The 21,223-nt window shown below is 41.4% G+C and carries 23 protein-coding genes and 1 riboswitch; of the genes, 16 read left to right on the forward strand and 7 right to left on the reverse strand.

The features are described 5' to 3' along the window. Positions 1–10 precede the first annotated feature (10 nt). Together MHI46_RS02465 and MHI46_RS02470 are read left to right on the forward strand one after the other, a co-directional pair. Positions 11–712, forward strand: a complete 702-nt coding sequence (locus tag MHI46_RS02465; protein ID WP_144490931.1) for an endonuclease V — start codon at positions 11–13, stop codon at positions 710–712. Positions 713–794: 82 nt separating this feature from the next. Next, entirely contained in the window at positions 795–1,019 is a 225-nt protein-coding gene (locus MHI46_RS02470; protein WP_059376056.1) for a hypothetical protein, read from the forward strand. 40 nt (positions 1,020–1,059) lie between these two features. Here MHI46_RS02470 and MHI46_RS02475 read toward each other — a convergent pair whose 3' ends face one another. From MHI46_RS02475 to MHI46_RS02490, 4 genes are all read right to left on the reverse strand, one after another. After that, positions 1,060–1,323: a response regulator gene (locus tag MHI46_RS02475; protein WP_260775317.1), complete on the reverse strand. Its 264-nt coding sequence runs from the start codon at positions 1,321–1,323 to the stop codon at positions 1,060–1,062. A 98-nt stretch (positions 1,324–1,421) separates the two neighbouring features. Further along, positions 1,422–1,991, reverse strand: coding sequence for a GNAT family protein (locus MHI46_RS02480; RefSeq protein ID WP_144491833.1), 570 nt, complete (start codon positions 1,989–1,991; stop codon positions 1,422–1,424). Between the two features lie 71 nt (positions 1,992–2,062). Continuing rightward, positions 2,063–3,340, reverse strand: coding sequence for an Nramp family divalent metal transporter (locus MHI46_RS02485; protein ID WP_039176681.1), 1,278 nt, complete (start codon positions 3,338–3,340; stop codon positions 2,063–2,065). 223 nt (positions 3,341–3,563) lie between these two features. After that, positions 3,564–3,824: a GlsB/YeaQ/YmgE family stress response membrane protein gene (locus tag MHI46_RS02490; RefSeq protein WP_039176683.1), complete on the reverse strand. Its 261-nt coding sequence runs from the start codon at positions 3,822–3,824 to the stop codon at positions 3,564–3,566. 156 nt (positions 3,825–3,980) lie between these two features. Here MHI46_RS02490 and MHI46_RS02495 point away from each other — a divergent pair, with 156 nt between their 5' ends. Further along, positions 3,981–4,811 carry an EcsC family protein gene (locus MHI46_RS02495; protein ID WP_041089179.1) on the forward strand — a complete coding sequence of 277 codons (831 nt, stop codon included), beginning with the start codon at positions 3,981–3,983 and terminating at the stop codon, positions 4,809–4,811. A gap of 26 nt (positions 4,812–4,837) precedes the next feature. On the opposite strand, the gene MHI46_RS02500 is transcribed toward MHI46_RS02495, so the two are convergent. Further along, the gene (locus MHI46_RS02500; protein WP_260775319.1) at positions 4,838–5,935 is read right to left on the reverse strand and encodes a TRAP transporter substrate-binding protein; all 1,098 of its coding nucleotides are present in this window, start codon (positions 5,933–5,935) and stop codon (positions 4,838–4,840) included. 82 nt (positions 5,936–6,017) lie between these two features. Here MHI46_RS02500 and MHI46_RS02505 point away from each other — a divergent pair, with 82 nt between their 5' ends. From MHI46_RS02505 to MHI46_RS02540, 8 genes are all read left to right on the forward strand, one after another. Further along, positions 6,018–7,622: a sensor histidine kinase gene (locus MHI46_RS02505; protein WP_180272394.1), complete on the forward strand. Its 1,605-nt coding sequence runs from the start codon at positions 6,018–6,020 to the stop codon at positions 7,620–7,622. Next, a complete protein-coding gene (locus MHI46_RS02510; RefSeq protein ID WP_144516567.1) occupies positions 7,619–8,302 on the forward strand; it encodes a response regulator in 684 nt (227 codons plus the stop codon). Before MHI46_RS02505 ends, MHI46_RS02510 begins: the two co-directional genes overlap by 4 nt. A 124-nt stretch (positions 8,303–8,426) precedes the next feature. Next, a complete protein-coding gene (gene dctP / locus MHI46_RS02515) occupies positions 8,427–9,695 on the forward strand; it encodes a C4-dicarboxylate transporter DctP (RefSeq protein ID WP_338594070.1) in 1,269 nt (422 codons plus the stop codon). Positions 9,696–9,894: 199 nt separating this feature from the next. Next, complete coding sequence (locus MHI46_RS02520) at positions 9,895–10,917, forward strand: AI-2E family transporter (protein ID WP_039176691.1); 1,023 nt, start codon at positions 9,895–9,897, stop codon at positions 10,915–10,917. 63 nt (positions 10,918–10,980) lie between these two features. Then, positions 10,981–11,114: riboswitch (cyclic di-AMP (ydaO/yuaA leader) on the forward strand. Positions 11,115–11,190: 76 nt separating this feature from the next. Beyond that, positions 11,191–12,432 (forward strand): dicarboxylate/amino acid:cation symporter, encoded by a 1,242-nt coding sequence (locus MHI46_RS02525; protein ID WP_047201995.1) that lies wholly within the window; start codon positions 11,191–11,193, stop codon positions 12,430–12,432. 127 nt (positions 12,433–12,559) lie between these two features. Further along, positions 12,560–13,486, forward strand: a complete 927-nt coding sequence (locus tag MHI46_RS02530) for an ABC transporter ATP-binding protein (protein WP_342503080.1) — start codon at positions 12,560–12,562, stop codon at positions 13,484–13,486. Continuing rightward, the gene (locus MHI46_RS02535; RefSeq protein WP_039176696.1) at positions 13,464–14,231 is read left to right on the forward strand and encodes an ABC transporter permease; all 768 of its coding nucleotides are present in this window, start codon (positions 13,464–13,466) and stop codon (positions 14,229–14,231) included. The genes MHI46_RS02530 and MHI46_RS02535 overlap by 23 nt, the downstream gene beginning before the upstream one ends. A 117-nt stretch (positions 14,232–14,348) precedes the next feature. Further along, a complete protein-coding gene (locus MHI46_RS02540; RefSeq protein ID WP_260775324.1) occupies positions 14,349–14,684 on the forward strand; it encodes a hypothetical protein in 336 nt (111 codons plus the stop codon). 97 nt (positions 14,685–14,781) lie between these two features. On the opposite strand, the gene fbpB is transcribed toward MHI46_RS02540, so the two are convergent. Both fbpB and MHI46_RS02550 read right to left on the reverse strand, forming a co-directional pair. Next, complete coding sequence (gene fbpB, locus MHI46_RS02545; RefSeq protein WP_065215285.1) at positions 14,782–14,931, reverse strand: Fur-regulated basic protein FbpB; 150 nt, start codon at positions 14,929–14,931, stop codon at positions 14,782–14,784. A gap of 308 nt (positions 14,932–15,239) precedes the next feature. Continuing rightward, a complete protein-coding gene (locus MHI46_RS02550; protein ID WP_012008983.1) occupies positions 15,240–15,560 on the reverse strand; it encodes a thioredoxin family protein in 321 nt (106 codons plus the stop codon). 184 nt (positions 15,561–15,744) lie between these two features. Between MHI46_RS02550 and MHI46_RS02555 the strand changes: the two genes are divergently transcribed. From MHI46_RS02555 to MHI46_RS02575, 5 genes are all read left to right on the forward strand, one after another. Continuing rightward, positions 15,745–16,827, forward strand: a complete 1,083-nt coding sequence (locus tag MHI46_RS02555) for a D-alanine--D-alanine ligase (RefSeq protein ID WP_039176698.1) — start codon at positions 15,745–15,747, stop codon at positions 16,825–16,827. An 80-nt stretch (positions 16,828–16,907) separates the two neighbouring features. Continuing rightward, the gene (murF, locus tag MHI46_RS02560) at positions 16,908–18,272 is read left to right on the forward strand and encodes a UDP-N-acetylmuramoyl-tripeptide--D-alanyl-D-alanine ligase (RefSeq protein WP_251181525.1); all 1,365 of its coding nucleotides are present in this window, start codon (positions 16,908–16,910) and stop codon (positions 18,270–18,272) included. A gap of 18 nt (positions 18,273–18,290) precedes the next feature. Beyond that, positions 18,291–18,983 (forward strand): alpha/beta fold hydrolase, encoded by a 693-nt coding sequence (locus MHI46_RS02565; protein ID WP_058837372.1) that lies wholly within the window; start codon positions 18,291–18,293, stop codon positions 18,981–18,983. A gap of 127 nt (positions 18,984–19,110) precedes the next feature. Continuing rightward, positions 19,111–19,449 carry a glutamate synthase gene (locus MHI46_RS02570; protein WP_039176701.1) on the forward strand — a complete coding sequence of 113 codons (339 nt, stop codon included), beginning with the start codon at positions 19,111–19,113 and terminating at the stop codon, positions 19,447–19,449. Positions 19,450–19,614: 165 nt separating this feature from the next. Continuing rightward, positions 19,615–21,114 (forward strand): DEAD/DEAH box helicase, encoded by a 1,500-nt coding sequence (locus tag MHI46_RS02575; RefSeq protein ID WP_024427371.1) that lies wholly within the window; start codon positions 19,615–19,617, stop codon positions 21,112–21,114. Positions 21,115–21,223: the final 109 nt, after the last annotated feature.

Consider the following 21,223-nt stretch of genomic DNA (forward strand, 5'->3'; position numbering starts at 1 on the left):
TGTGGATCTTATGCATAATGATGAAATAAATGATTTATTAGAAAAATTTAAAAGTGAACAAAAAGCGCTCTTGCCTAAAGTGCAATTGAAAAATAATTTTCAACTTGAGAACATAAGGTTTATTGCAGGTGTAGATGTAGCTTATTTTGATATGCATGGAAAAACGAGCGGTGTTTGTTGTATCGTCGTCTATGATTTGATAGAAAAAAAAATCATAGAAAAAGTGCATAGCCATGGAGAAATAAGGATTCCTTATATAGCAGGTTTTCTTGCTTTTCGTGAAATGCCATTAATTAAAGATGCAGTAAAAAAACTGACGAAACAAGTAGACGTCTATATGTTTGATGGAAATGGTTATTTACATTATAGACACATGGGCATTGCTACACAGGCGTCTTTCTTCTTAAATAAACCTACCATTGGAGTCGCAAAAAGTTATTTGAAAATTAATGGTATAGATTTTACCATGCCCCAAAATAAAACAAATGCATACACAGATATTATTATAAATAACGAAATATATGGAAGAGCGCTCAGAACCAGAGTGAATGTTAAGCCTATTTTTATTTCATGTGGGAATTGGATTGATTTAGATACAACTACAAAAATTATTATGAAACTTGTTGATAAAAACAGTAGATTACCAATACCCGTAAGGTTTGCAGATATTGAGACACATGCTATTCGAAAAGAGTTATTAACAAAAGAATAGGGGAAGTGTAACATAGCACATTTTTTAGCTGTATTGAAAAGGGCTAACGACATTCAATCAAACAATAAAAGGAGTTATAACCATGCTATGGATTTTCGCACAAAACCAGCAAAGTTTCGTTCATGTCCACGAAGTCTCAGTAACCGGCAAAAAGATTGAAGGAATGATCGCAGGAGGCGATACTTGGGTAAAGACTCTCGGCAAGTATGACTCAAATGATCGAGCGTCAGAGATCCTACAAGACATTGTGAAAACAATTGAAGCCAATCAAGATGCCACCGTGACTTACAGAATGCCAAATCAATAAAAAAGAAACCACCTTTCCATTGCAAAAAGGTGGTTTTTGTTTATGATGGTGTTTTTGTAAAGGCTAAAAATAAAGGGATGCTTGTGCCGACAAGGGTTGTGGCAAATACGAACATACCGCAAATGAATAGAAAATGGCTGGCTGAAAAGACAAGTGCCAGAATGAGAAAAACGATGCTGAGTCCTGCCATGCTATATGATGGGACAAAGCGGCGTTTGTAGGTGGCTTTCTTTGTTAAGAATGAGAAGAAAATGCCAAATAATAAAGGGACGATCCATAAGTAAAATAAAATAATAAGAGACATACTTCATACCTCGATTTTTCCTTCTATTTTATCAGATGCTGATCGCAACGGATACCACAAAGCTTCACTTTGTAAAATAATTCATGCAATCGACACAATTAAGTGGGTTGATTCATAGAATGCGTTTTTTCTTTGATATATTCAGGCTGCAAGAGCGCGTATACACAATGATCCGTAAAGCGGTCGCCCAGCCATTCACATTCTCTCAAAATGCCTTCAAGCGAAAAGGATAATCGTTCTGCGATGCGTCTGCTCTTCTGGTTATCGACAGCAGCCCTGATTTCAATGCGGTGCAGTCCACATTCTTCAAATAAATATTGAATGACTGCTTTGCATGCTTTTGTCATGATGCCTTTTCCTTGATAGCCTTCTCCGAGCCAATAGCCAATTGAAACAGTCCTGTTGATCCAATGAATTTGGTGGGTGCCAATGATCCCGACAAGCTCTCCATGCGACCAGATGCCCGCTTGAAAACCGTTGTTCTGCAAGGCTTGCTGCATTGCGCCTTGAATGAATGCCATGCTGTCTTCCTCTGTCTGTGTTGAATCCACCCAAAGCATCCATTCACGTAAATGCTCTCTTGACCGCTGGATGAGCAAATATAGACTTCTTGCGTCTCTTGGCTCAAGCAACCGCATGGATATCTCTTGATCTTGATAAAAAAACATGTGCCCACATCCTCTCAGGGGAATTTTACCATAACCATATGAAAAGAAAAAGACAGCACCACGACTGTCTTTTACATAAACGTATCTACAATTAAAAAGAGATTGAGTGCGACAACAAGAGCTGCTATCACCCAAGATATTCCTGTCACCCAGCGGGCATTCGTCAATTCGCCCATAATTCGTTTTTTACTTGTAAATAAAATGAGCGGAATTAAAGCAAAGGCAATACCAAATGATAAGACCACTTGGCTCATCACAAGTGCTGATGTCGGATTCACCCCAGATGCAATGATCACAATAGGAGGAATCATGGTAATCAGCCGGCGGACATACAGTGGAATGCGGTATTGAATAAAACCCTGCATAATGATATCGCCTGACAATGTACCGACAGAAGAGCTGGATAGTCCGGCTACAAGCAGGCCTACACCAAATAAGATAGCTGATACAGGACCTGCAAGTGTGCTAAAATGCTGGAACGCAACATCCAGATCTTCAACAAAGAGACCGTTTTTATAAAATAAGGCGGCTGCCACAATCAACATACTGGCATTGATGGCTCCAGCAACTAACATCGCAATGAGGATATCGAAAAACTCAAAGCGAAAAATCTGTTTTTTCTCCTTTTCTGTTCTGCCGACGACTCTTCTTTGGGTTAATGCTGAATGTAAATAGATCGCGTGCGGCATCACAGTGGCACCTAAAATTCCAGCTGCAAGCAGTACACTATCTGTGCCATCAAATTTTGGAATGAAAAGCCCGCCTGCGACACTTGCCATATCTGGCTTGGCGACAAAGGTTTGCACGGCGAAAGCGATCACGACAACGAAGAGCATGCCGGTAATGCCAGCTTCTAATGCGCGATATCCCCGTCTTTGCAATTCTAAAATCGCAAATGATCCAATGGCTGCAATAATAGATGCTTCAAGCAAAGGAATCCGAAAGAGCAAGTATAAACCAAGTGCCGCTCCAATAAACTCAGCTAAATCTGTGGCTATAATGACGAGTTCGCCCTGAATCCATAAACCGATGGATACAGGTTTTGGAAACTCTTCACGTGCGATTTCAGGTAAGTTTTTACCTGTTGCTATTCCAAGCTTTGCGGACAAGGATTGGATGAGCAAAGCCATAAGATTTGATATGAGAATGACCCATAAGAGGAGATATCCATATTTGGAGCCAGCGGCAATGTTGGTGGCAAAATTCCCTGGATCAATATATGCAATGGCAGCGATAAAAGCAGGGCCTAGAAAAGGAAGAAGCCTTCTAAATCCTTTGACCTTTCCTTCAAGTGCACGCTCAGCTGCCGCTGACATGTGTGCTTGTGCCTCGATGTATTTGTTTGTCATATGTCATCACCTAGATTCTACAAAGTTTTGCTTGGGCACAAAAAGTTTCCTTCATGCAATTTTTAATCATCATATGCCCATCTTCATGAAAAGTCAACTATCTGAACTAATAGGTTTGTTTATCATATGTAAGTGAAAAAAATAGATACCTTGTCAACGCGCCAACATAAAAAACACCGCCCCTTAGACGGTGTCCCTACTGCTTCCTCTGTTATTCGTTTTTTTAAGATACCCTTGATCCTACGCTGCGGAAGATCAGGCTTAAAATAATGACAAAGATTGCTGCTCCTAAGATCGCTGGAATGATCGCAAAGCCTGCCAGACTAGGACCCCACGTTCCAAGTAATCCATGACCAATCCAAGCGCCTACAAGCCCGGCAATCATTGAACCGATCCATCCTCCTGGTACACTGCCTCCAGCGAGTGCACTCCCAATGAGACCGATGACAATCGCCACAACCAATGAAATTAGAAATCCTAACATGTTGATCACTCCTCTTTTGTTTGTTTATTAAGCAATAACCGTTTTGAAAAAGATTAAAACCTTTCGGAACCGCTTCAATGTTCTATACGTATGATGGACAAGGATTGTGTATAATAACAGACAAATACTTCAGCGGCATCTAAGGAGGCATATGACATGGAGGAAAGAGAATGGCTAAAAGCACAATTAAAGGAGATTGAAAAGTGGGAGAAAGACCAGCAAAAGGTATGGTTTTGGGAGAAACTCAGCCGTCTTCCATTTCAAATGCTGGACAAGCTGACGCCTGCTTTTATTCAGAAAAAAATCGGTGTACTGTTAGACGAAATGGGCCATTACATTCAATCCGGCGGTGCCTATTTGACTTCGGAAAAAGGCATCATTCATCAATTTCAAAAGAAGTGTGCCGATGAATCCATTCAGCGCATAGAAGATATTGGAAAGGCTCCGATCGAAATGATGGATGCCATTAGTGAGCATATGGGGAAAAACAGAACAAATCTCGCGACGGTACAAGGGGCGACAACTGGTGTTGGCGGAATGTTTACACTAGCCGCTGATATTCCTGCGGTACTCGGTCTCTCTCTGAAAACATTACAGGATATTGCCGTCACCTATGGCTATGATCCTAAAAACAAAGAGGAGCGGGTCTTCATCATTAAATGCTTGCAGTTGAACTCTGCGGATGTCGTTGGAAAGAAATCGATTCTAAAAGAGCTGAAAAGCTATCATGCATCTGAAGGGAAGCATGAAAACATGATTTCCCAAATCCAAGGGTGGCGTGAGGTTGTCTATAATTACCGAGATTCGTTTGGCTGGAAGAAACTGTTTCAGCTTGTGCCCATCGCTGGGATTTTGTTTGGTGCCGTTTCGAACCGCTCACAATTAAAAGGAATTGCCGAAACAGGCATGATGCAATACCGAAAGCGAAGAATTTTAACAAGATTAGAAGAGCTCACCGAGCAAGAACAGAGTGAGTCCGGCGCATAAAAAAATCCCTTATCAAAGGGATTTTTTTATTTGCTCTCATCCTCTTCCTGATAAGCATGAATAGGTGAGTGTTCATAACGTGCACGAAGTTCGCGGATCTGTTTGATGAGGGTGGAGCCAATCGTTTTTTCGGCTTCGTCATACAAAGGATCAAGGGCTTTCATCCATTTTTGTCTTTCAGCTGGCGTCAATTCATGAATGGCAATCGGCGATTCACGTTTAATGTCCTCCAGCTGATCTTTGTTCATCTGTTCTGCATGCTTTTCATTCCAAGCTGTTGTTTCTTCCATGGCTTCAAGTAAAATTCGTTTCGTTTCGGGTGTCTGTCGGTCAAAGAAGGATTGATCTGTTAAGACCACATAGCCTAAATACCCGTGATTGCTGATCGTCATATAGTCTTGTATATGATAGAATTTTTTTGAATAAATATTTGAAATGGTATTTTCTTCACCGTCTACTTTTTTGGTTTCTAATAGCTGAAACGTTGAATTAAATGATTCCTGATAGGGCTTTGCACCAAGAAGTTTAAATTGTTTTTCAATCATGTCGCTTTGCATAATGCGGAGAGACTGGTTTTTTAAATCAGCCGGCTGTTTGATGGGTCCTTTATTTGAGGTGATTTGCTTAAAGCCATTTGTCCAATAAGCCATTCCCTTTAATCCATCTTTTTGCAGCGTGCCAAACAACCTTTGGCCAATTGCACCGTGCAGGCCTTCTTGAACCGCGTTGTAATTTGAAAAAGCAAAGGGAAGATCAAGTGCCAGCCACTCAGGAGACAGCATGCCGAGCTTCGAGGTAGACGGAGCGATAAATTGAACTTGATTCTCTTTGAGTGCATTAATTTCTTCAATATCAGAATAAAGGCTCCCGTTGGAGAAAATTTGAATGCTGATCTTTCCATCCGATTTTTCGTGCACAAGCTCAGCAAATTTCTTTGCAGCAAGTCCTTTAGGTGTATTGTCTGCCACGACATGACTGAATTTGAACACAAGCTGGTCCTTCAGTCCGGTTTGTTCATCATCAAAGATTGTCGCTGATTTTGGCATCATATGATAAAAGCCAAAGTATAAAGCGGTTACAAAACCGATCATGAGTAATAGCGTATAAGCGAGTAAATTCTTCATGCGTCAGATCCCCCTTATGTCAAGCATACTTGACAGAGGAAGAATTCGTAAAGATACAGGTGAAAAAATGATGAGAAATCGATTGAAATTACAACAATTATCTATTAGATGGAAGCTTACCATCCTCACATATTTCGTTGTCATTTTCGCCCTTTTAATCGGAGGGATTGTCCTTGTTGGGGGAATTCAGCAAACAGAGGAACGGGAGCTTCGAAAGAGACTCATGAACACGGCGAGAACTGTGGCAGAAATGAATGAGGTGAAGCAGGCGTTAGCTGATCAGACAAAGGAACGTGATCGATTACAGCATGCAATCGAAGAAATTCGGATTATTCAAGACGCTGACTATATTGTCGTGATGGATATGGATCATGTGAGATTAACGCATCCAGTAAAAACAAGGATTGGCCAGCGCTCAGAAGGAACAGATGAAGAGCCGGCTTTTGCAGAGCATATTTATTTCTCAGAAGCAGAGGGAGAGCTTGGAACAGCCATCAGAGCTTTTTATCCAGTGAAGGATGATCAATTTAATCAAACAGGGGTTGTGCTTGTAGGAAGAACCCTGCCAAGTATGGCAGATATATTAGGAGAAATGAAGCGAGATATCCTCATGATTCTCCTGCTGACGCTCAGCTTTGGGCTTGTAGGTTCATTTTTGCTCGCCCGCCATATTAAACAGCAAATGTTTAAGCTGGAGCCGCATGAGATTGTTAGAATGCTAGAGGAACGTACTGCAACCTTTCACTCTATTAATGAAGGGGTCATCGCCATTGATAATCAGCACATGATCACCATTTTTAATGAGAAAGCGAAGCAGATTTTTGGCGTGACAGGTGATGTCGTGGGCCAGAATATTTGGGGTGTGCTCTCTGATACACGACTTCCTGAGATCATCGATCGCGCAGAACCCGTCTACAATGAAGAAATTCATATGAGCGGAAAGCGGATCATGAGCAGCCGGATTCCGATTGTGATGAAAAAGAAGATCATCGGAGCGGTCGCCATTTTTCAGGACCGGACGGAAGCGGCAAAATTGGCGGAAGAGCTCACAGGGGTTAAAAACTTTGTGGACGGTTTGCGGGTGCAAAACCATGAACATATGAATAAGCTCCATACGATTGCCGGGCTGATTCAGCTTGGTAAAGCCGATCAGGCGCTCGATCTAGCCTTTCAAACGACAGAGGAGCAGGAACATGTGACGGACTTTCTTCATCGCGTCATTCAGCATGATGCGGTCGCAGGATTATTGATGAGTAAAATCAGAAGGGGCAAGGAGCTTGGCATCAAGGTCGAAGTAGATGAACATAGCAGTCTCCGTCATTTCCCTGAGCGGCTTGATCAGCATGATATGACAAAGCTGCTCGGAAATCTCATTGAGAACGCCTTTGCTTCGTATGATACTGTAGAAAGAGACACAAAAGTCATTTCCATTAGCATCGATCAAACGGAGGATGTCCTCGCGATTTTAATTGAAGACAATGGCTCCGGAATCGAAGAGGAACTAATTCCTTATCTTTTCGATAAAGGCTTCACACACGGCAAAGAGGGCGGAACAGGCTATGGCCTGTATATTGTAAAAACGATTATCGACAAAGGGATGGGAAATGTAGAAGTCACATCAAGCATCGGCATTGGTACCACCTTCTCAATCGAATTCCCAATGACCATAGAGGAGAGAGACAGATGACTCAGATTAAGGTGCTGTTAATTGAAGATGACCCGATGGTGCAAGAAGTGAATAAAGAATTCATTATGAGTGTTCCTGGCTTTCAAGTAGCAGCTGTCGCAGGAAATGGGGAGCAGGGCATCCAGTTGATTAAAGAGACTCGTCCAGATCTCGTGGTACTTGATGTGTATATGCCAAAAAAGGATGGCGTCAAAACGCTGCAAGACATCAGAAAACAGAAGATGCAGGTGGATGTGATTGTGATTTCAGCAGCGAAGGACAAAGAGACCATCGGCATCATGCTTCAAAATGGTGCGCGGGATTATATTATTAAACCTTTCAAGTTTGAACGAATGAAAGAATCTCTTGAAAGCTATAAGGCGTTTAAATCAAAAATTCGAACCGCCGCGGAATTTTCTCAGGAGATGCTCGATGATATCATACGAAAGCCTGCTGTTAAACAGGAAGATACTTGGCTTCCTAAAGGGCTGAATGTGCATACGATGAACGAAATTAAAGCGTATATGGGCTTGCAGGAAGGCGCACAGTCTGCAGAGGAAGTTGCCAATGCACTCGGCATTGCCCGTGTCACGGCACGCCGGTATTTAGACTTCCTCGTAAAAGAAGGCGAGCTGAAATTAGATATGCAATATGGCGGGGTAGGACGACCCGTGAATAAATATATCGTACATTCTGACTAAGAGACCAAAAAGACCAAAATGTACGATATGTCCATAAGCTTCACAGTCTTTGATGAAATCGCTATCATTTACCTACAGATAATAGTTAAGCGTTTACATCAAAGGGTGAGGGAGTTGATTTTTTATGAAAAGGCTTTTGAAGAACCTGACATTTCAGGTGATTGCAGCTGTCATCATCGGGATCATTGTCGGGATGGTGTGGCCAAACGTCGGAAAAGAAATGAAGCCGCTTGGTGATACCTTTATCAATGCCGTTAAAATGGTCATTGCACCAATTATTTTCTTAACCATTGTTCTTGGTATTGCCAAGATGGGGGATATGAAAAAGGTTGGAAAAGTTGGGGGAAAAGCATTTATTTATTTTGAAGTCGTCACGACACTTGCTCTGGTCATCGGTCTTTTTGTTGTGAATATCATGAAGCCAGGTGCAGGTCTTGACTATAGCAAGCTTGAAAAAGGGGATGTCTCACAATATACCCAAAATGGCGGACAGGGCATCGACTGGATGGAATTTGTCACACACATCGTTCCATCTAACATGGTAGATGCTTTCGCAAAGGGTGATATTTTACAGGTCTTATTCTTCTCTATTTTATTCGGTGTTGCGCTCGCTGCACTTGGCGAGAAGGGGAAAGGCATCATCGAATGGCTTGATAAGCTTTCACTCGTTTTCTTTAAAATCATTGGATATATCATGCGTGCAGCGCCGCTTGGTGCATTTGGAGCAATGGCTTATACAATTGGACACTTTGGGCTGGCATCAATTAAACCGCTGGCAAGTCTGATGCTCTCCGTTTATATGACAATGTTCCTGTTCATCTTCGTTGTACTGAACATCATTTGTAGAATGTATGGTTTTAGTCTGTTCAGTTATCTGCGATTCATCAAGGATGAAATTTTGATTGTTCTTGGCACAAGCTCTTCAGAATCTGTGCTGCCAAGAATGATGGATAAAATGGAACGCTACGGCTGCTCTAAATCTGTTGTTGGTCTTGTTATTCCAACAGGCTATTCCTTTAATCTAGACGGAACTTCAATCTATTTATCGATGGCCGTCGTCTTCTTGGCGCAAGTGTTCGGTGTAGACCTGTCCATCGGTCAGCAGATCACGATTATCCTTGTTCTGATGCTGACATCAAAGGGAGCTGCTGGGGTGACAGGAAGCGGATTTATCGTGCTTGCCTCTACACTTGCAGCACTACAGGTTATTCCGCTAGAGGGGCTTGCACTGCTGCTTGGTGTTGACCGCTTCATGAGCGAAGGAAGAGCCATCACAAACCTCATTGGTAATGGAATCGCAACAATTGTTGTCGCGAAGAGTGAAGGTGAATTTGACGAATCGAAGAGCAAAACAGCACTTCAGGAAATGCGGAATATGAAGCAGGCTGTTTAGTATAAAAACAACCAAAAACCGAAACCTTATGTTCTACATAGGTTCGGTTTTTTCTTGTGTAAAAAAGAAAAATCAATAAAATGACTACGAATCGTAGGACCTCGTTGACCTTTTATTATATAATTTACAGAAAGATCCGATATAATGTATATCAGATAAGATGAAAAATAGACTTTAGTCCTGGCAGGTGTGTAACGTAATGGCGGCATTTTTAAAATTGTTCGAAAAACCCGGTGTTAAGCGGTTTTTAGTATTTGTAGTATTAGCTACAGCATTATATCTATTAAGAGGAATGATGAATTTAATTCTTCTGACCTTCATTTTCACCTTTTTGATGAATCGGTTAGAAGAGGTCATTAGAGGCTTTTTAAATCGCTTCCTGAAAATAGGACAGAAATCGGTCATTACTATTTTGTATATTCTTCTGGCTGGTGGTTTGACATTTGGCGGTTTCGTTTTTGTACCAATCATCGCCAAACAGGTGGAGCAGCTATTCCATTTAGGAAAGAAAATCGCAGATCATCCACAAGATTTACCCTTCTTTGACGTCATCACGAACGTATTTGGTGATTTCAAAATATCAGCTTTCTTTGAGAAAGGGTTTAATTTCCTCTATACATACTTAACTGATTTCAGCACGTTCAGTATCCAGGTCATTATGTCCTTAATATTAAGCATGTTCTTCCTGTTCGAAAAGGAACGCCTCATTCAATTTATGAACAAGTTCAAAACGAGTAAAATCTCCGTGTTCTATCATGAAATTGCCTTCTTTGGACGTAAATTTTCCCGAACGTTTGGAAAAGTACTCGAAGCACAGTTTATTATTGCAACCGTTAATTGTGTGCTAACGACAATTGCGCTAGGCATTATGGGTTTCCCGCAGTTATTTGGCTTAGCGGTCATGGTCTTTTTGCTAGGCTTAATCCCAGTAGCGGGTGTGGTTATCTCTCTTATTCCACTCAGCATCATTGCGTATACACTTGGAGGCGGAATGTATGTCCTCTATATTGTGCTGGTGATCGTGATTATCCATGCCATTGAAGCTTATTTCTTAAATCCGAAGCTCATGTCAGCTAAAACAGAACTCCCTATTTTCTTCACGTTTATTGTGCTGATCTTCTCTGAACACTATATTGGCATTTGGGGACTTATTATCGGTATTCCAATCTTTGTGTTTATTTTAGATATTCTTGAGGTCACAAATAGGGAAGAAAGTAATTAAAAAGTTCATATGAACCTGTTTACAATTTTCTAAAAATAAGGTATAAATGGTATGAAAATATCATATTACCACACGCTTAATCCTTCTAAAGGAATGGGGGACCCAAGTTTTTGGGGTGAATTTTTCTTATCTGAGAAAAAAGGACATCTCTTCGTCCTAACCCGTCAGCTAACCTCATCAGCGTGAAGAGAGTAGACAGTGGTACACGTATGGACACGCAGGCCCACGAGAAGACTCTCTCGTGGGCTTTTTGACGAGGAAGGGGAGATTTTATTGAAGCTGGCGACGAAAATTATTATTGCCTTGTTTGTAGGTGCCATCACAGGATTGCTGCTTAACCTTTTTGCTCCAAATGTATTCAAAGTGTTAAATCCTTATTTATTTACACCTCTAGGTCAAATCTTCTTAAACCTGATTAAAATGCTGGTTGTGCCCATTGTATTCTTTTCGATCACGCTCGGCGTAGCAGGCCTTGGCGATCCGAAAAAGCTAGGCAGAATCGGCGCAAAAACCATTACTTACTTCCTGCTCACTACGACTTTTGCCATCATCATTGGCATTTCATTAGCTGTATTAATCAAGCCGGGGGCTTTCGGCAATTTTGATACAAAAGCAGCTGATTATTCCGCAGAGGAAGCCCCATCAATGGCAGAAACACTACTCAACATTATTCCAACCAATCCAGTCCAATCGTTAGTTGAAGGAGATATGCTTCAAATTATCGTCTTCTGTGTATTTTTAGGTCTTGGCATCGCCATGCTCGGTAAAAAAACAGAAGGCTTGCTAAAGCTGTTTGAACAAGGAAATGAATTAATGATGTATCTTGTCGGTGTTGTGATGAAATTTGCACCGTACGGGACATTCGGTTTGATTGCAACCGCAATCGGCAGTCAGGGGCTGGATGCCATGAAAGCGATGGGACTTTACTTCTCGGTCGTGTTAATTGCGCTCATCCTGCATTTTTTCCTGACATATGGATCAACCGTTGCGATCTTAGCTAAACGAAATCCGATGGAATTCTTTAAAGGTTTTTCTCCGGCGATGGTTGTTGCATTTAGTACATCAAGCAGTAACGCAGTGCTGCCGGTATCAATGGAAACAGCGCAAAAGCGTTTAAAGGTACCAGAGCCGATTTCAAGCTTTGTGCAGCCGCTGGGTGCAACCATCAATATGGATGGCACGGCCATTATGCAAGGTGTTGCGACCATTTTTATCGCTCAAGTATATGGGGTTGAACTGACGTTTGTTCAAATGCTGACTGTTGTGTTAACGGCTGTATTAGCAAGTATCGGTACAGCAGGCGTGCCAGGGGTAGGGCTCATCATGCTGGCCATGGTTTTAAATTCCGTGAACCTTCCTGTTGAGGGAATAGCGCTGATCCTTGGCATAGACCGCTTATTAGATATGGCGAGGACCGTAGTGAATATTACAGGTGACGCAGCATGTGCGGTAATTGTTTCTGAAACCGAAAAGAAACATGAAAAAGAAGCGCCGACACCTAACTTATCACTGTAATAAGCAAGAAGGGCTGACTGGATCAGTCCTTTTTTTCATGGATTGGTTTGTCTCGCGTGATATACTTTTTACAGGATGAGCGGTCGTAACTGCCGCCATAGGCTTTACATCAGAAGGAGGAACCACTTTGCAGTCTGCTGTTTTAAAAGTAGAGAAAGTCGATAAACAAATTGGCCGGAAAATGATCTTGCAGGATATTTCTATAGACATTGGGCGGGGAGAAATTGTCGGATTACTTGGCCCCAACGGGTCTGGAAAAACAACCTTGATTCGATTGATCGTTGGCTTGATGAAAAAAAACAATGGCCGCATCATGATCAATGGATATTCACAAGATGAGGACTTTCTCCAGGCGATGTCATCTGTTGGTGCAATCATAGAAAACCCAGAATTTTATTCGTATTTAACAGGCTTTGAAAACCTTGAAATGTATGCAGCGATGCACGACGGGGTGACGGAGGAACGCATTCAGGAAGTAGTGGAAAGAGTTCGTCTGGAGGATGCCATTCATCAGAAAGTCAAGACGTATTCGCTAGGGATGAAACAAAGGCTTGGGATTGCACAAGCTATTTTGCATCGGCCAAACCTGCTCATTTTAGACGAACCGACAAATGGACTAGACCCTGCAGGCATGAAGGAATTCCGGGAGCACTTGCAAATGCTCGTAAAGGAAGAAGGAACCTCGGTGTTATTTGCGACGCATTTATTGCATGAGGTAGAGGAACTATGTGACCGCATGATCATCATTCAAAAGGGGCAGATCAAAGCTAGCTCTCATCTCCGTGATATGGAAGGGAAAGAGCAGGTGCTGATGAATATTCAGCCAATAGAAAAGGCGGTTTCATGGCTTGACGCACAGGAGTATACATATGAACGAGACGGAGCGCGCGTACTGCTTCAACTGAACAAAGAACGTGTGCCAGAACTGAACAAACAGCTTGTGCTGGCGGGGTTTGATGTACTTGAAATGACGCCTCAAAAGCAATCAATTGAAGAGGCGTTTATGAAATGGACGGAAGGCGGGAAGACAGATGCTGAACCTCATCAAGAATGAGCATAAGAAAATTATGAGGAAAAAAATCACATTCATTGCTCTTGGGTTGATCGTTGTATTTCAACTAGCAATGGCTCTCACCTTGAAACGAGTCATATCAAGCTTTGGTGGACAAGACACAGTCGCAAACTATTTTGCTTATTCCACGAATGTCGTGTTTATTTTACAGGTGCTTGCTGTCGTTATTGGCGCGACCTTGATCTCAACAGAGTTTCAAAAAAGGACGATCAAGTTTTTATTGATCAGGCCAAAAACAAGACTGCACATTTTTCTGTCAAAATACATCACACTTTTACTGACAGTCATTTATTTATTTGTTTTTTATTATGTGTTAGCTTTTCTATTTGGTCTTATTTTCTTCGGTACTGATTTTGATGAAAGAACGGGGCAATTATTTCAGCATACGTTTGCCGTCATTGGATCTCAGTGGGTGGAAGTGGTCATGATGGCAAGCTTTGCTTTTATGTGTTCCAGTTTGTTTAGAAACAGTCTTGTTGCACTTGTGACCTCGTTTTTTGTTTTATATGCGGCGAAATCACTTGTACCGATCATGTCTCTTTTAGAAAATCAGTGGGGAAAAATCCTCCTTTTTGCGAATACGGACTTTACTCAGTACAGCTTTCAAGGACCGCCGCCTTTTCATGGGATGAGCCTTTTGTTTTCTCTATTTATAGTAGGGGCGCATTTTGTTTTCTTTGTTGGATCGGCTTGGATTCTTTTTTGGAAACGTGATGTAAATGTGTAAAAATTGTGTCAAATAACAAGAAAAATTCGTGACATCTTTGTGAAAACGAGTCTGTATTTCACGATAACCGGCTGATTTTGTCTTATAATAAGAAGGAGTCATGGAGGTGGCACTATCGTGAAAAATTTCATTACGGCTTTACCAATTTTGTTGCTGCTGTCGTTTTCGTTTGTGTCTTTTGCCTTCCAGTTTGATCATCTTGTTTATTTCAGACTAGCGCTAGGGATCTTTTCGTTAGCGGGTCTTCTCTTTCTGTATACACTTAAAAGAAACATGAAATGGTTCATGGTTTATTTATATGCGAGCTGGATCATTCTTGCTGCCGTTACAACATTTGAGGAACCAGTCTTTTCTCAATTTTTCTTCGGTGGTTTAACGATGACAATGGGTTATCTCACATATATGCTCATTTATTTAGGAATGAAGCAGGACCGTGTAGCGAAATCACATTAAAACAAAAGCCGATAAAATCGAATAACAGATTTTATCGGCTTTTTTATTTTATTGAGGCAGACAAAAGAGCAGCCAGTGATGACTGCTCCTCTTGTAGTTATGATTCACGCCCAGCAGCTGCAAGCTGCTTCTGGTGTTTTTTGTCGATGGTTTCGTATATACTTTCCATCATTTGAGGATCGCGCATGATCGCCTTTTTGTTCTCTTCAATCAATTGCTGATAGGTTTTGATCTTCTTCTTAGACATGTGACTTATCGCTCCTTTATTAGAATGACCGTCTATAGGATTTCACACAGATGAAATTGATAATCATTTTCAATTAGCAACTCCATTATACAAAGACAAATGTCAGAAGTAAAGATTCAATTCAGAAAATTCACGTAACCGACATATTCCATGCTGTATCGACGCTGCATTCTTTCCCAGGAAATAATTTTGTCATGACTTGTCGTAAGGGAAAACATCAATTTGAAACGTTTTTGCTGCGAAGCTCGTCTTATGAAGAGATTTAAAAAGAAAAAAGACATCAGCAAAAGTTTGCTGATGTCCTTCAATTAAGAAACGTGCTCTTGAAGAAACTCTGTCACTTCTTCAGGCGATTTTGCGTTTGCACTGTGTAAATGACCTGTTTTTTCACCATTTTTGAAAATTAACAGGCTTGGAATACCCATTACCTGATACGTTTCCGCTAATTCAGGGAAATCATCTTTATTTATTTCAAACCATTCATGGTGAGCATAAGCTTCTAGGATGTCTGGAATGAACATGTCCATTCTTGTGCAGTCAGGACACCATGTTGCAAAGAATTTAACGATCACTTCTTTGTCTGATTGAATAATTTCATTGAATTGTTCAGTACTTGTGATTTTTTTCAATTTGTCACAACTCCTTTTCAATGTCATTTTAATATAAAATAAAGGCGAATGACATACAAATGCTCGGGAGGCGCTTACAACCTTTACAAATCATTTCAATTACGTAACAACAAAAATTAATTAGAGCATTTTTGCTTGAAAGTGATAAGATAGTAAAGATGAATTTTAGTGGGGGGAGTATCCATTGAAAATAAGTTTAGGATTGATTTACGGCGGAAAGTCAGCTGAACATAATGTATCACTGCAAACAGCCCTTGCAGTTACAAAAGCACTTAACACTGAGAAGTTCGATATACATCCAATTTATATTACAGAAGAGGGTGAATGGTTAAGAGGAGAAAAACTCACTGAACCAGTATCAAACGTCAAAATGCTTCAATTTGAACAGAACGCAAAGACGTTTTTACCAACTTCTTTAAATGAAAGCATGTTTCCACAGCCTGCAACGGTTGATGAGAAAATTGATGTTGTCTTCCCGTTGCTGCACGGACCAAATGGAGAAGATGGCACAATGCAAGGATTACTTGAACTGTTAAATATCCCGTATGTCGGCAACGGCGTTCTCGCGTCTGCTGCGGGTATGGATAAAGTCATGATGAAAGATGTTTTTGCACAAGCAGGACTTGCACAAGCAAAGCACCTTTCCTTCAATAAAAAAGACTTTGAGAAAGCGACAACAGAAAGCTTAGAACAAGTGGAACAAGTACTTGGCTATCCATGCTTTGTGAAACCTGCCAACATGGGATCAAGTGTTGGAATTAGCAAATGCCGCAGCAAAGAAGAGCTGCAGACTGCATTCGACCTCGCTTTCCAATATGATCGTCGTGTGGTCGTAGAAGAAGGCGTTGTTGGAAGAGAAATTGAGATTGGTGTATTAGGCAATGATGAGCCAAAATGCTCTGTCGTTGGTGAGATTGCACCTAAAACAGATTTTTATGATTACAAAGCAAAATATGAAGATGGCGATACAGATTTGATCATTCCTGCGAGTGTGTCAGAGGATGAATATAAGACGATTCATGACATGGCGATTAAGGCATTTAAAGCCCTTGATGGATCTGGTCTCGTACGTGCAGACTTCTTCCTTACAGAAAAAGGTGAAGTGTTGATCAATGAAGTGAATACAATGCCTGGATTCACACCTTTTAGTATGTTCCCATTACTTTGGAAGCACACTGGTGTAGAGTATCCAGAGTTGATTGAAAAGCTGGTGTCACTTGCAATTGAACGCCATCAAGAAAAACAAACCATTAAAACAACTTTTTAATGTGAGCAGCAAGCAGACACTATCCTTAGGTAGTGTCTCTTTTCCTTCAAACGTGAAATGAGAAAGAGAGGCGAAAAATCATGATCAAACGTACAGTGAAACAAATCGCCCAAATGGCTGGTGGAACCCTATCTAATCAAGCTTTTGGCGAAGAGCAGATTCACGGAGTGACAACAGATACACGAAAAGTATCAGACGGCGCACTGTTTATCCCGCTTATTGGAGAACATTTTAACGGTCACACATTTGCTTCAAAAGCAGTAGAGCTTGGAGCATCAGCTGTTCTATGGAATCAAAAAGAAGCCAATCCGCCAGAAGGCGTTCCTGTTATTCTTGTAGAGGATACACTAGCTGCGCTTCAACAGCTGGCGAAATCATACTTAAAAGAAGAAAACCCTCGTGTTGTCGGTATTACAGGAAGTAATGGGAAAACCACAACAAAAGACATGATTCATTCCGTCCTGCAAACAGCGTATCAAGTTCATAAAACAGACGGTAACTTTAATAATCATATCGGTCTTCCGCTCACCATTCTCGCAATGCCAGAAGGAACTGATATTGCGGTTTTGGAGATGGGGATGAGTGCAAAAGGCGAAATCGAATTTTTATCAGACCTCGCTGAGCCGGATGCAGCAGTCATCACAAATATCGGAGAATCTCATATGCAAGATTTAGGATCAAGAGAAGCCATTGCCGATGCAAAATATGAGATCGTAAAAGGCTTAAAAGAAGACGGCATCTTTTATTACCTAGGTGATGAGCCTTTGCTTCGAGAAAGATCAAGTTCACTTTCTCAGCGTGTAAAAACCTTTGGAGAAGCAGAGGACTGTGATATCAAGGTAACGCACATCAATCAGCTTGCAGAAGGAACAGAATTTCAAGTAGAAGGGTATGCCCAGGGTTTTCTCATTCCTGTATTAGGGAAACATAATGTGAAGAATGCACTTGCTGCTATTGCAATAGGCCAGCATTTTGGGCTGAATGAAAGACAAATTGCCCAAGGACTGATGCAAACGAAGTTGACAGGGATGCGTCTTGAGCTGTTTAAAACAGACAAAGGAATCACTGTCATCAATGATGCGTATAATGCAAGTCCTACTTCTATGAAAGCGGCCATTGATCTTGTGGGGGATATGGACGGCTTCGCCAATCGTATTCTTGTACTTGGAGATATGCTCGAAATGGGCAGCGAAGAAGAAACGTATCATTATGAACTTGGCCGTTACATTAAGCCAGAATTTATTGATCATGTCATGACGTATGGCCGCCTAGGTGCATTCATTGCTGAAGGAGCGAAAAAATCATTCGGGGCTGAGCACGTATTTTCCTTTATGGACAAAGAGGATCTAAAGAAAAAACTAGCTGAAGTGGCAGGTCCTGACGATGTTGTGCTTGTCAAAGCCTCACGCGGTATGCGATTGGAAGAAGTCATTACTGCACTATAAAAGTGAGAAGGTGACAGAATGATTGGCTGTTTATGTATTCACGGTTTTACTGGTGCCCCTTATGAAGTAGAACCGCTGGCGCAATATTTAAAACAGGCGGCAGATTGGAATGTGCAGTCTGTCACGCTTCCGGGGCATGGGGATGAGCTGCAGTTAAAAGGCATTCTTTATCAAGAATGGATAGCGACAGCTGAACTCGAACTTCTATCCCTTTATCGGACTTGTGACACCGTGTATTTGGTCGGCTTTTCTATGGGCGGAATGATTGCTTCTTACTTAGCGGCGAAGTACCCAGTTGCCCGCCTTGTCCTTTTAAGTGCTGCGGCCAAATATGTGAACCCAAAACAAATGATGCAAGACACACGGCAGATGGTAAAGGAGTCCCTGTCAGGGATCGTTGATACAAACCCTTTATATGATCGATATCGCCATAAGCTCACAAGCACGCCGCTGTCAGCTGCGATAGAATTTATGAAGCTGGTAAAGCAAACGAAGAATTCGCTTGAGAAGCTTCATCTGCCTGTGTTAATTGTTCAAGGTGAAAGCGACGGGATTGTGCCTGCTTCAAGTGCAGAATTTATTTATCATAAAGTCCCGTCTCGCCAGAAAGAAATGTTTTATTTGCCGGATTGTAAACATCATGTTTGCCATGAGCCATGTGCCCAGCAATTGTTTGAGAAAGTAGAACATTTTCTAAAAAAAGCAATTTAATATATAGAAAAGCTAAAATGTGGCTAAACTAATATAAATTGAATCCCACTTGTTAAAATTTGCATCATTTTTGTCGAATGAGTGACAGGCCTATGGTACAATAGGAAAGAAAAGGTGGTTGATTCGGTTGTTTCAATATGACGGAAAAACCTTTATCCCGCAGTCTAATTCGAGTAACGGAGAAGTATCAGCAGGAACCATATTTCAATATCGTCAAGACGGGAATATATTAACGGGCACATATCAAGGCGGCAGTATTGTATCTGGCGTACTTGTAGGAACTGTGAATGAGGATGGAACACTTCATTTTAGATACCATCATGTAAGCAAGGACGGCAGCATGAGAAGCGGGTCTTGCGATTCCACTCCTAAGCAGCTGGATAATGGAAAAATCCAACTGTTTGAAAAGTGGAAATGGATGGACGGAGACCAAAGTGAAGGTGAATCTGTCATTGTCGAGCAGTAGATATATCCATTTCTGTCTTGTTGAAAAACAAATAGTGTAATGGTAAGATATAAGGTAGGGTAATTCGGGCTTTGTATATAATGGACCTGTCCTTTCAGAAAAGGGCAGTTTTTAATGATCATTCACGAGATTACTGAAACAGCAATTAGAAGGAGTTTGAATAAATTGACTATAACGTTTCAAGATTTTCAATTAAGCGAAAGTCTCATGAAGGCTATTAACCGCATGGGGTTTGAAGAAGCAACACCGATTCAAGCAGAAACGATTCCTCTCGGTCTTCAAAATAAAGATGTCATCGGACAAGCACAAACAGGTACAGGAAAAACTGCAGCATTTGGTATTCCTCTTGTAGAAAAAATCGACCCAGCGTCTCCAAATATCCAAGCGATTATCATTGCGCCAACAAGAGAATTAGCGATTCAAGTATCTGAAGAGCTATACAAAATTGGCCAAGACAAGCGTGCACGCGTACTTCCGATTTACGGTGGACAAGATATCGGCCGTCAAATCCGTTCGCTCAAGAAAAATCCTCATATCATCGTAGGGACTCCAGGACGTTTACTCGATCACATTAACCGTCGTACAATGCGTCTTCAAAATGTTGAAACAGTTGTGCTAGATGAAGCAGACGAAATGCTAAACATGGGTTTCATCGAAGACATTGAAGCGATCCTTTCAAATGTACCAAGTGAACACCAAACACTTTTATTCTCTGCGACAATGCCTGCACCAATTAAGCGCATTGCAGAGCGTTTCATGACAAACCCAGAACACGTAAAAGTTAAAGCGAAAGAAATGACAGTCTCTAACATCCAACAGTTCTACTTGGATATCCACGAGCGTAAGAAGTTTGATACATTGACTCGTCTTCTTGACATTCAATCACCTGAGCTTTCAATTGTCTTCGGCCGTACGAAACGCCGTGTTGACGAATTGACTGAAGCACTTAACCTTAGAGGTTATACAGCTGAAGGAATTCATGGTGACCTGACTCAAGCAAAACGTATGGTTGCGCTTCGTAAATTCAAAGAAGGTTCAATCGATGTGCTTGTCGCAACAGACGTTGCAGCACGTGGACTTGATATCTCAGGCGTCACACACGTGTATAACTTCGACGTGCCGCAAGATCCAGAAAGCTACGTACACCGTATTGGACGTACTGGACGTGCTGGACGTACAGGTATGGCGATGACATTCATCACACCACGTGAAAAAGATATGCTTCGTGCGATTGAGCAAACGACTAAACGTAAAATGGATCGTATGAAAGAACCTACACTTGATGAGGCAATTGAAGGACAACAGCAAGTAACAGTTGACCGTCTACGCACGATCATCAGTGAAAACAACTTGAACTTCTACATGACAGCTGCTGCTGAATTGCTGGAAGATCATGATTCTGTAACAGTAGTTGCAGCTGCTATCAAAATGATGACAAAAGAGCCGGATGCAACGCCTGTTCGTTTGACAGATGAAGCACCAATGATTTCAAAACGTCATCGTAACAACCGCAGCTCTTCTAAACGCAGAGACGGCGGCGGTGGCGGAGGCTACCGTGGAAAAGGCAAGAACAGCCGTTCATCTTATGGTGATAAAAAGCGTTCTTCAAATGACCGCAATCGTTCTTCTAACGATCGTCGTCAAAAGAAATCTTATAACAACTAATATACAAGAGCGAATCCTTTGCAGGGTTCGCTTTTTTTAACAGGCTAAAATTGAAACTTTTTAGGCTTTGTTACGTAATATATTGATAGAAAAGTAAGAGAATGGGGGA

The organism is Bacillus sp. FSL K6-1000 (assembly GCF_038630785.1).
GTDB classification, from domain to species: domain Bacteria; phylum Bacillota; class Bacilli; order Bacillales; family Bacillaceae; genus Bacillus; species Bacillus safensis.

Coding starts and splice junctions, on each gene's coding strand:
- MHI46_RS02520 (WP_039176691.1), top strand. CDS start 9,895: ATGGCGGCATTTTTAAAATTGTTCGAAAAACCCGGTGTTAAGCGGTTT.
- MHI46_RS02500 (WP_260775319.1), bottom strand. CDS start 5,935: ATGAAGAATTTACTCGCTTATACGCTATTACTCATGATCGGTTTTGTA.
- MHI46_RS02485 (WP_039176681.1), bottom strand. CDS start 3,340: ATGACAAACAAATACATCGAGGCACAAGCACACATGTCAGCGGCAGCT.
- murF (WP_251181525.1), top strand. CDS start 16,908: ATGATCAAACGTACAGTGAAACAAATCGCCCAAATGGCTGGTGGAACC.
- MHI46_RS02490 (WP_039176683.1), bottom strand. CDS start 3,824: ATGTTAGGATTTCTAATTTCATTGGTTGTGGCGATTGTCATCGGTCTC.
- MHI46_RS02480 (WP_144491833.1), bottom strand. CDS start 1,991: ATGTTTTTTTATCAAGATCAAGAGATATCCATGCGGTTGCTTGAGCCA.
- dctP (WP_338594070.1), top strand. CDS start 8,427: ATGAAAAGGCTTTTGAAGAACCTGACATTTCAGGTGATTGCAGCTGTC.
- MHI46_RS02495 (WP_041089179.1), top strand. CDS start 3,981: ATGGAGGAAAGAGAATGGCTAAAAGCACAATTAAAGGAGATTGAAAAG.
- MHI46_RS02470 (WP_059376056.1), top strand. CDS start 795: ATGCTATGGATTTTCGCACAAAACCAGCAAAGTTTCGTTCATGTCCAC.
- MHI46_RS02565 (WP_058837372.1), top strand. CDS start 18,291: ATGATTGGCTGTTTATGTATTCACGGTTTTACTGGTGCCCCTTATGAA.
- MHI46_RS02465 (WP_144490931.1), top strand. CDS start 11: ATGCATAATGATGAAATAAATGATTTATTAGAAAAATTTAAAAGTGAA.
- MHI46_RS02475 (WP_260775317.1), bottom strand. CDS start 1,323: ATGTCTCTTATTATTTTATTTTACTTATGGATCGTCCCTTTATTATTT.
- MHI46_RS02510 (WP_144516567.1), top strand. CDS start 7,619: ATGACTCAGATTAAGGTGCTGTTAATTGAAGATGACCCGATGGTGCAA.
- fbpB (WP_065215285.1), bottom strand. CDS start 14,931: ATGTCTAAGAAGAAGATCAAAACCTATCAGCAATTGATTGAAGAGAAC.
- MHI46_RS02535 (WP_039176696.1), top strand. CDS start 13,464: ATGCTGAACCTCATCAAGAATGAGCATAAGAAAATTATGAGGAAAAAA.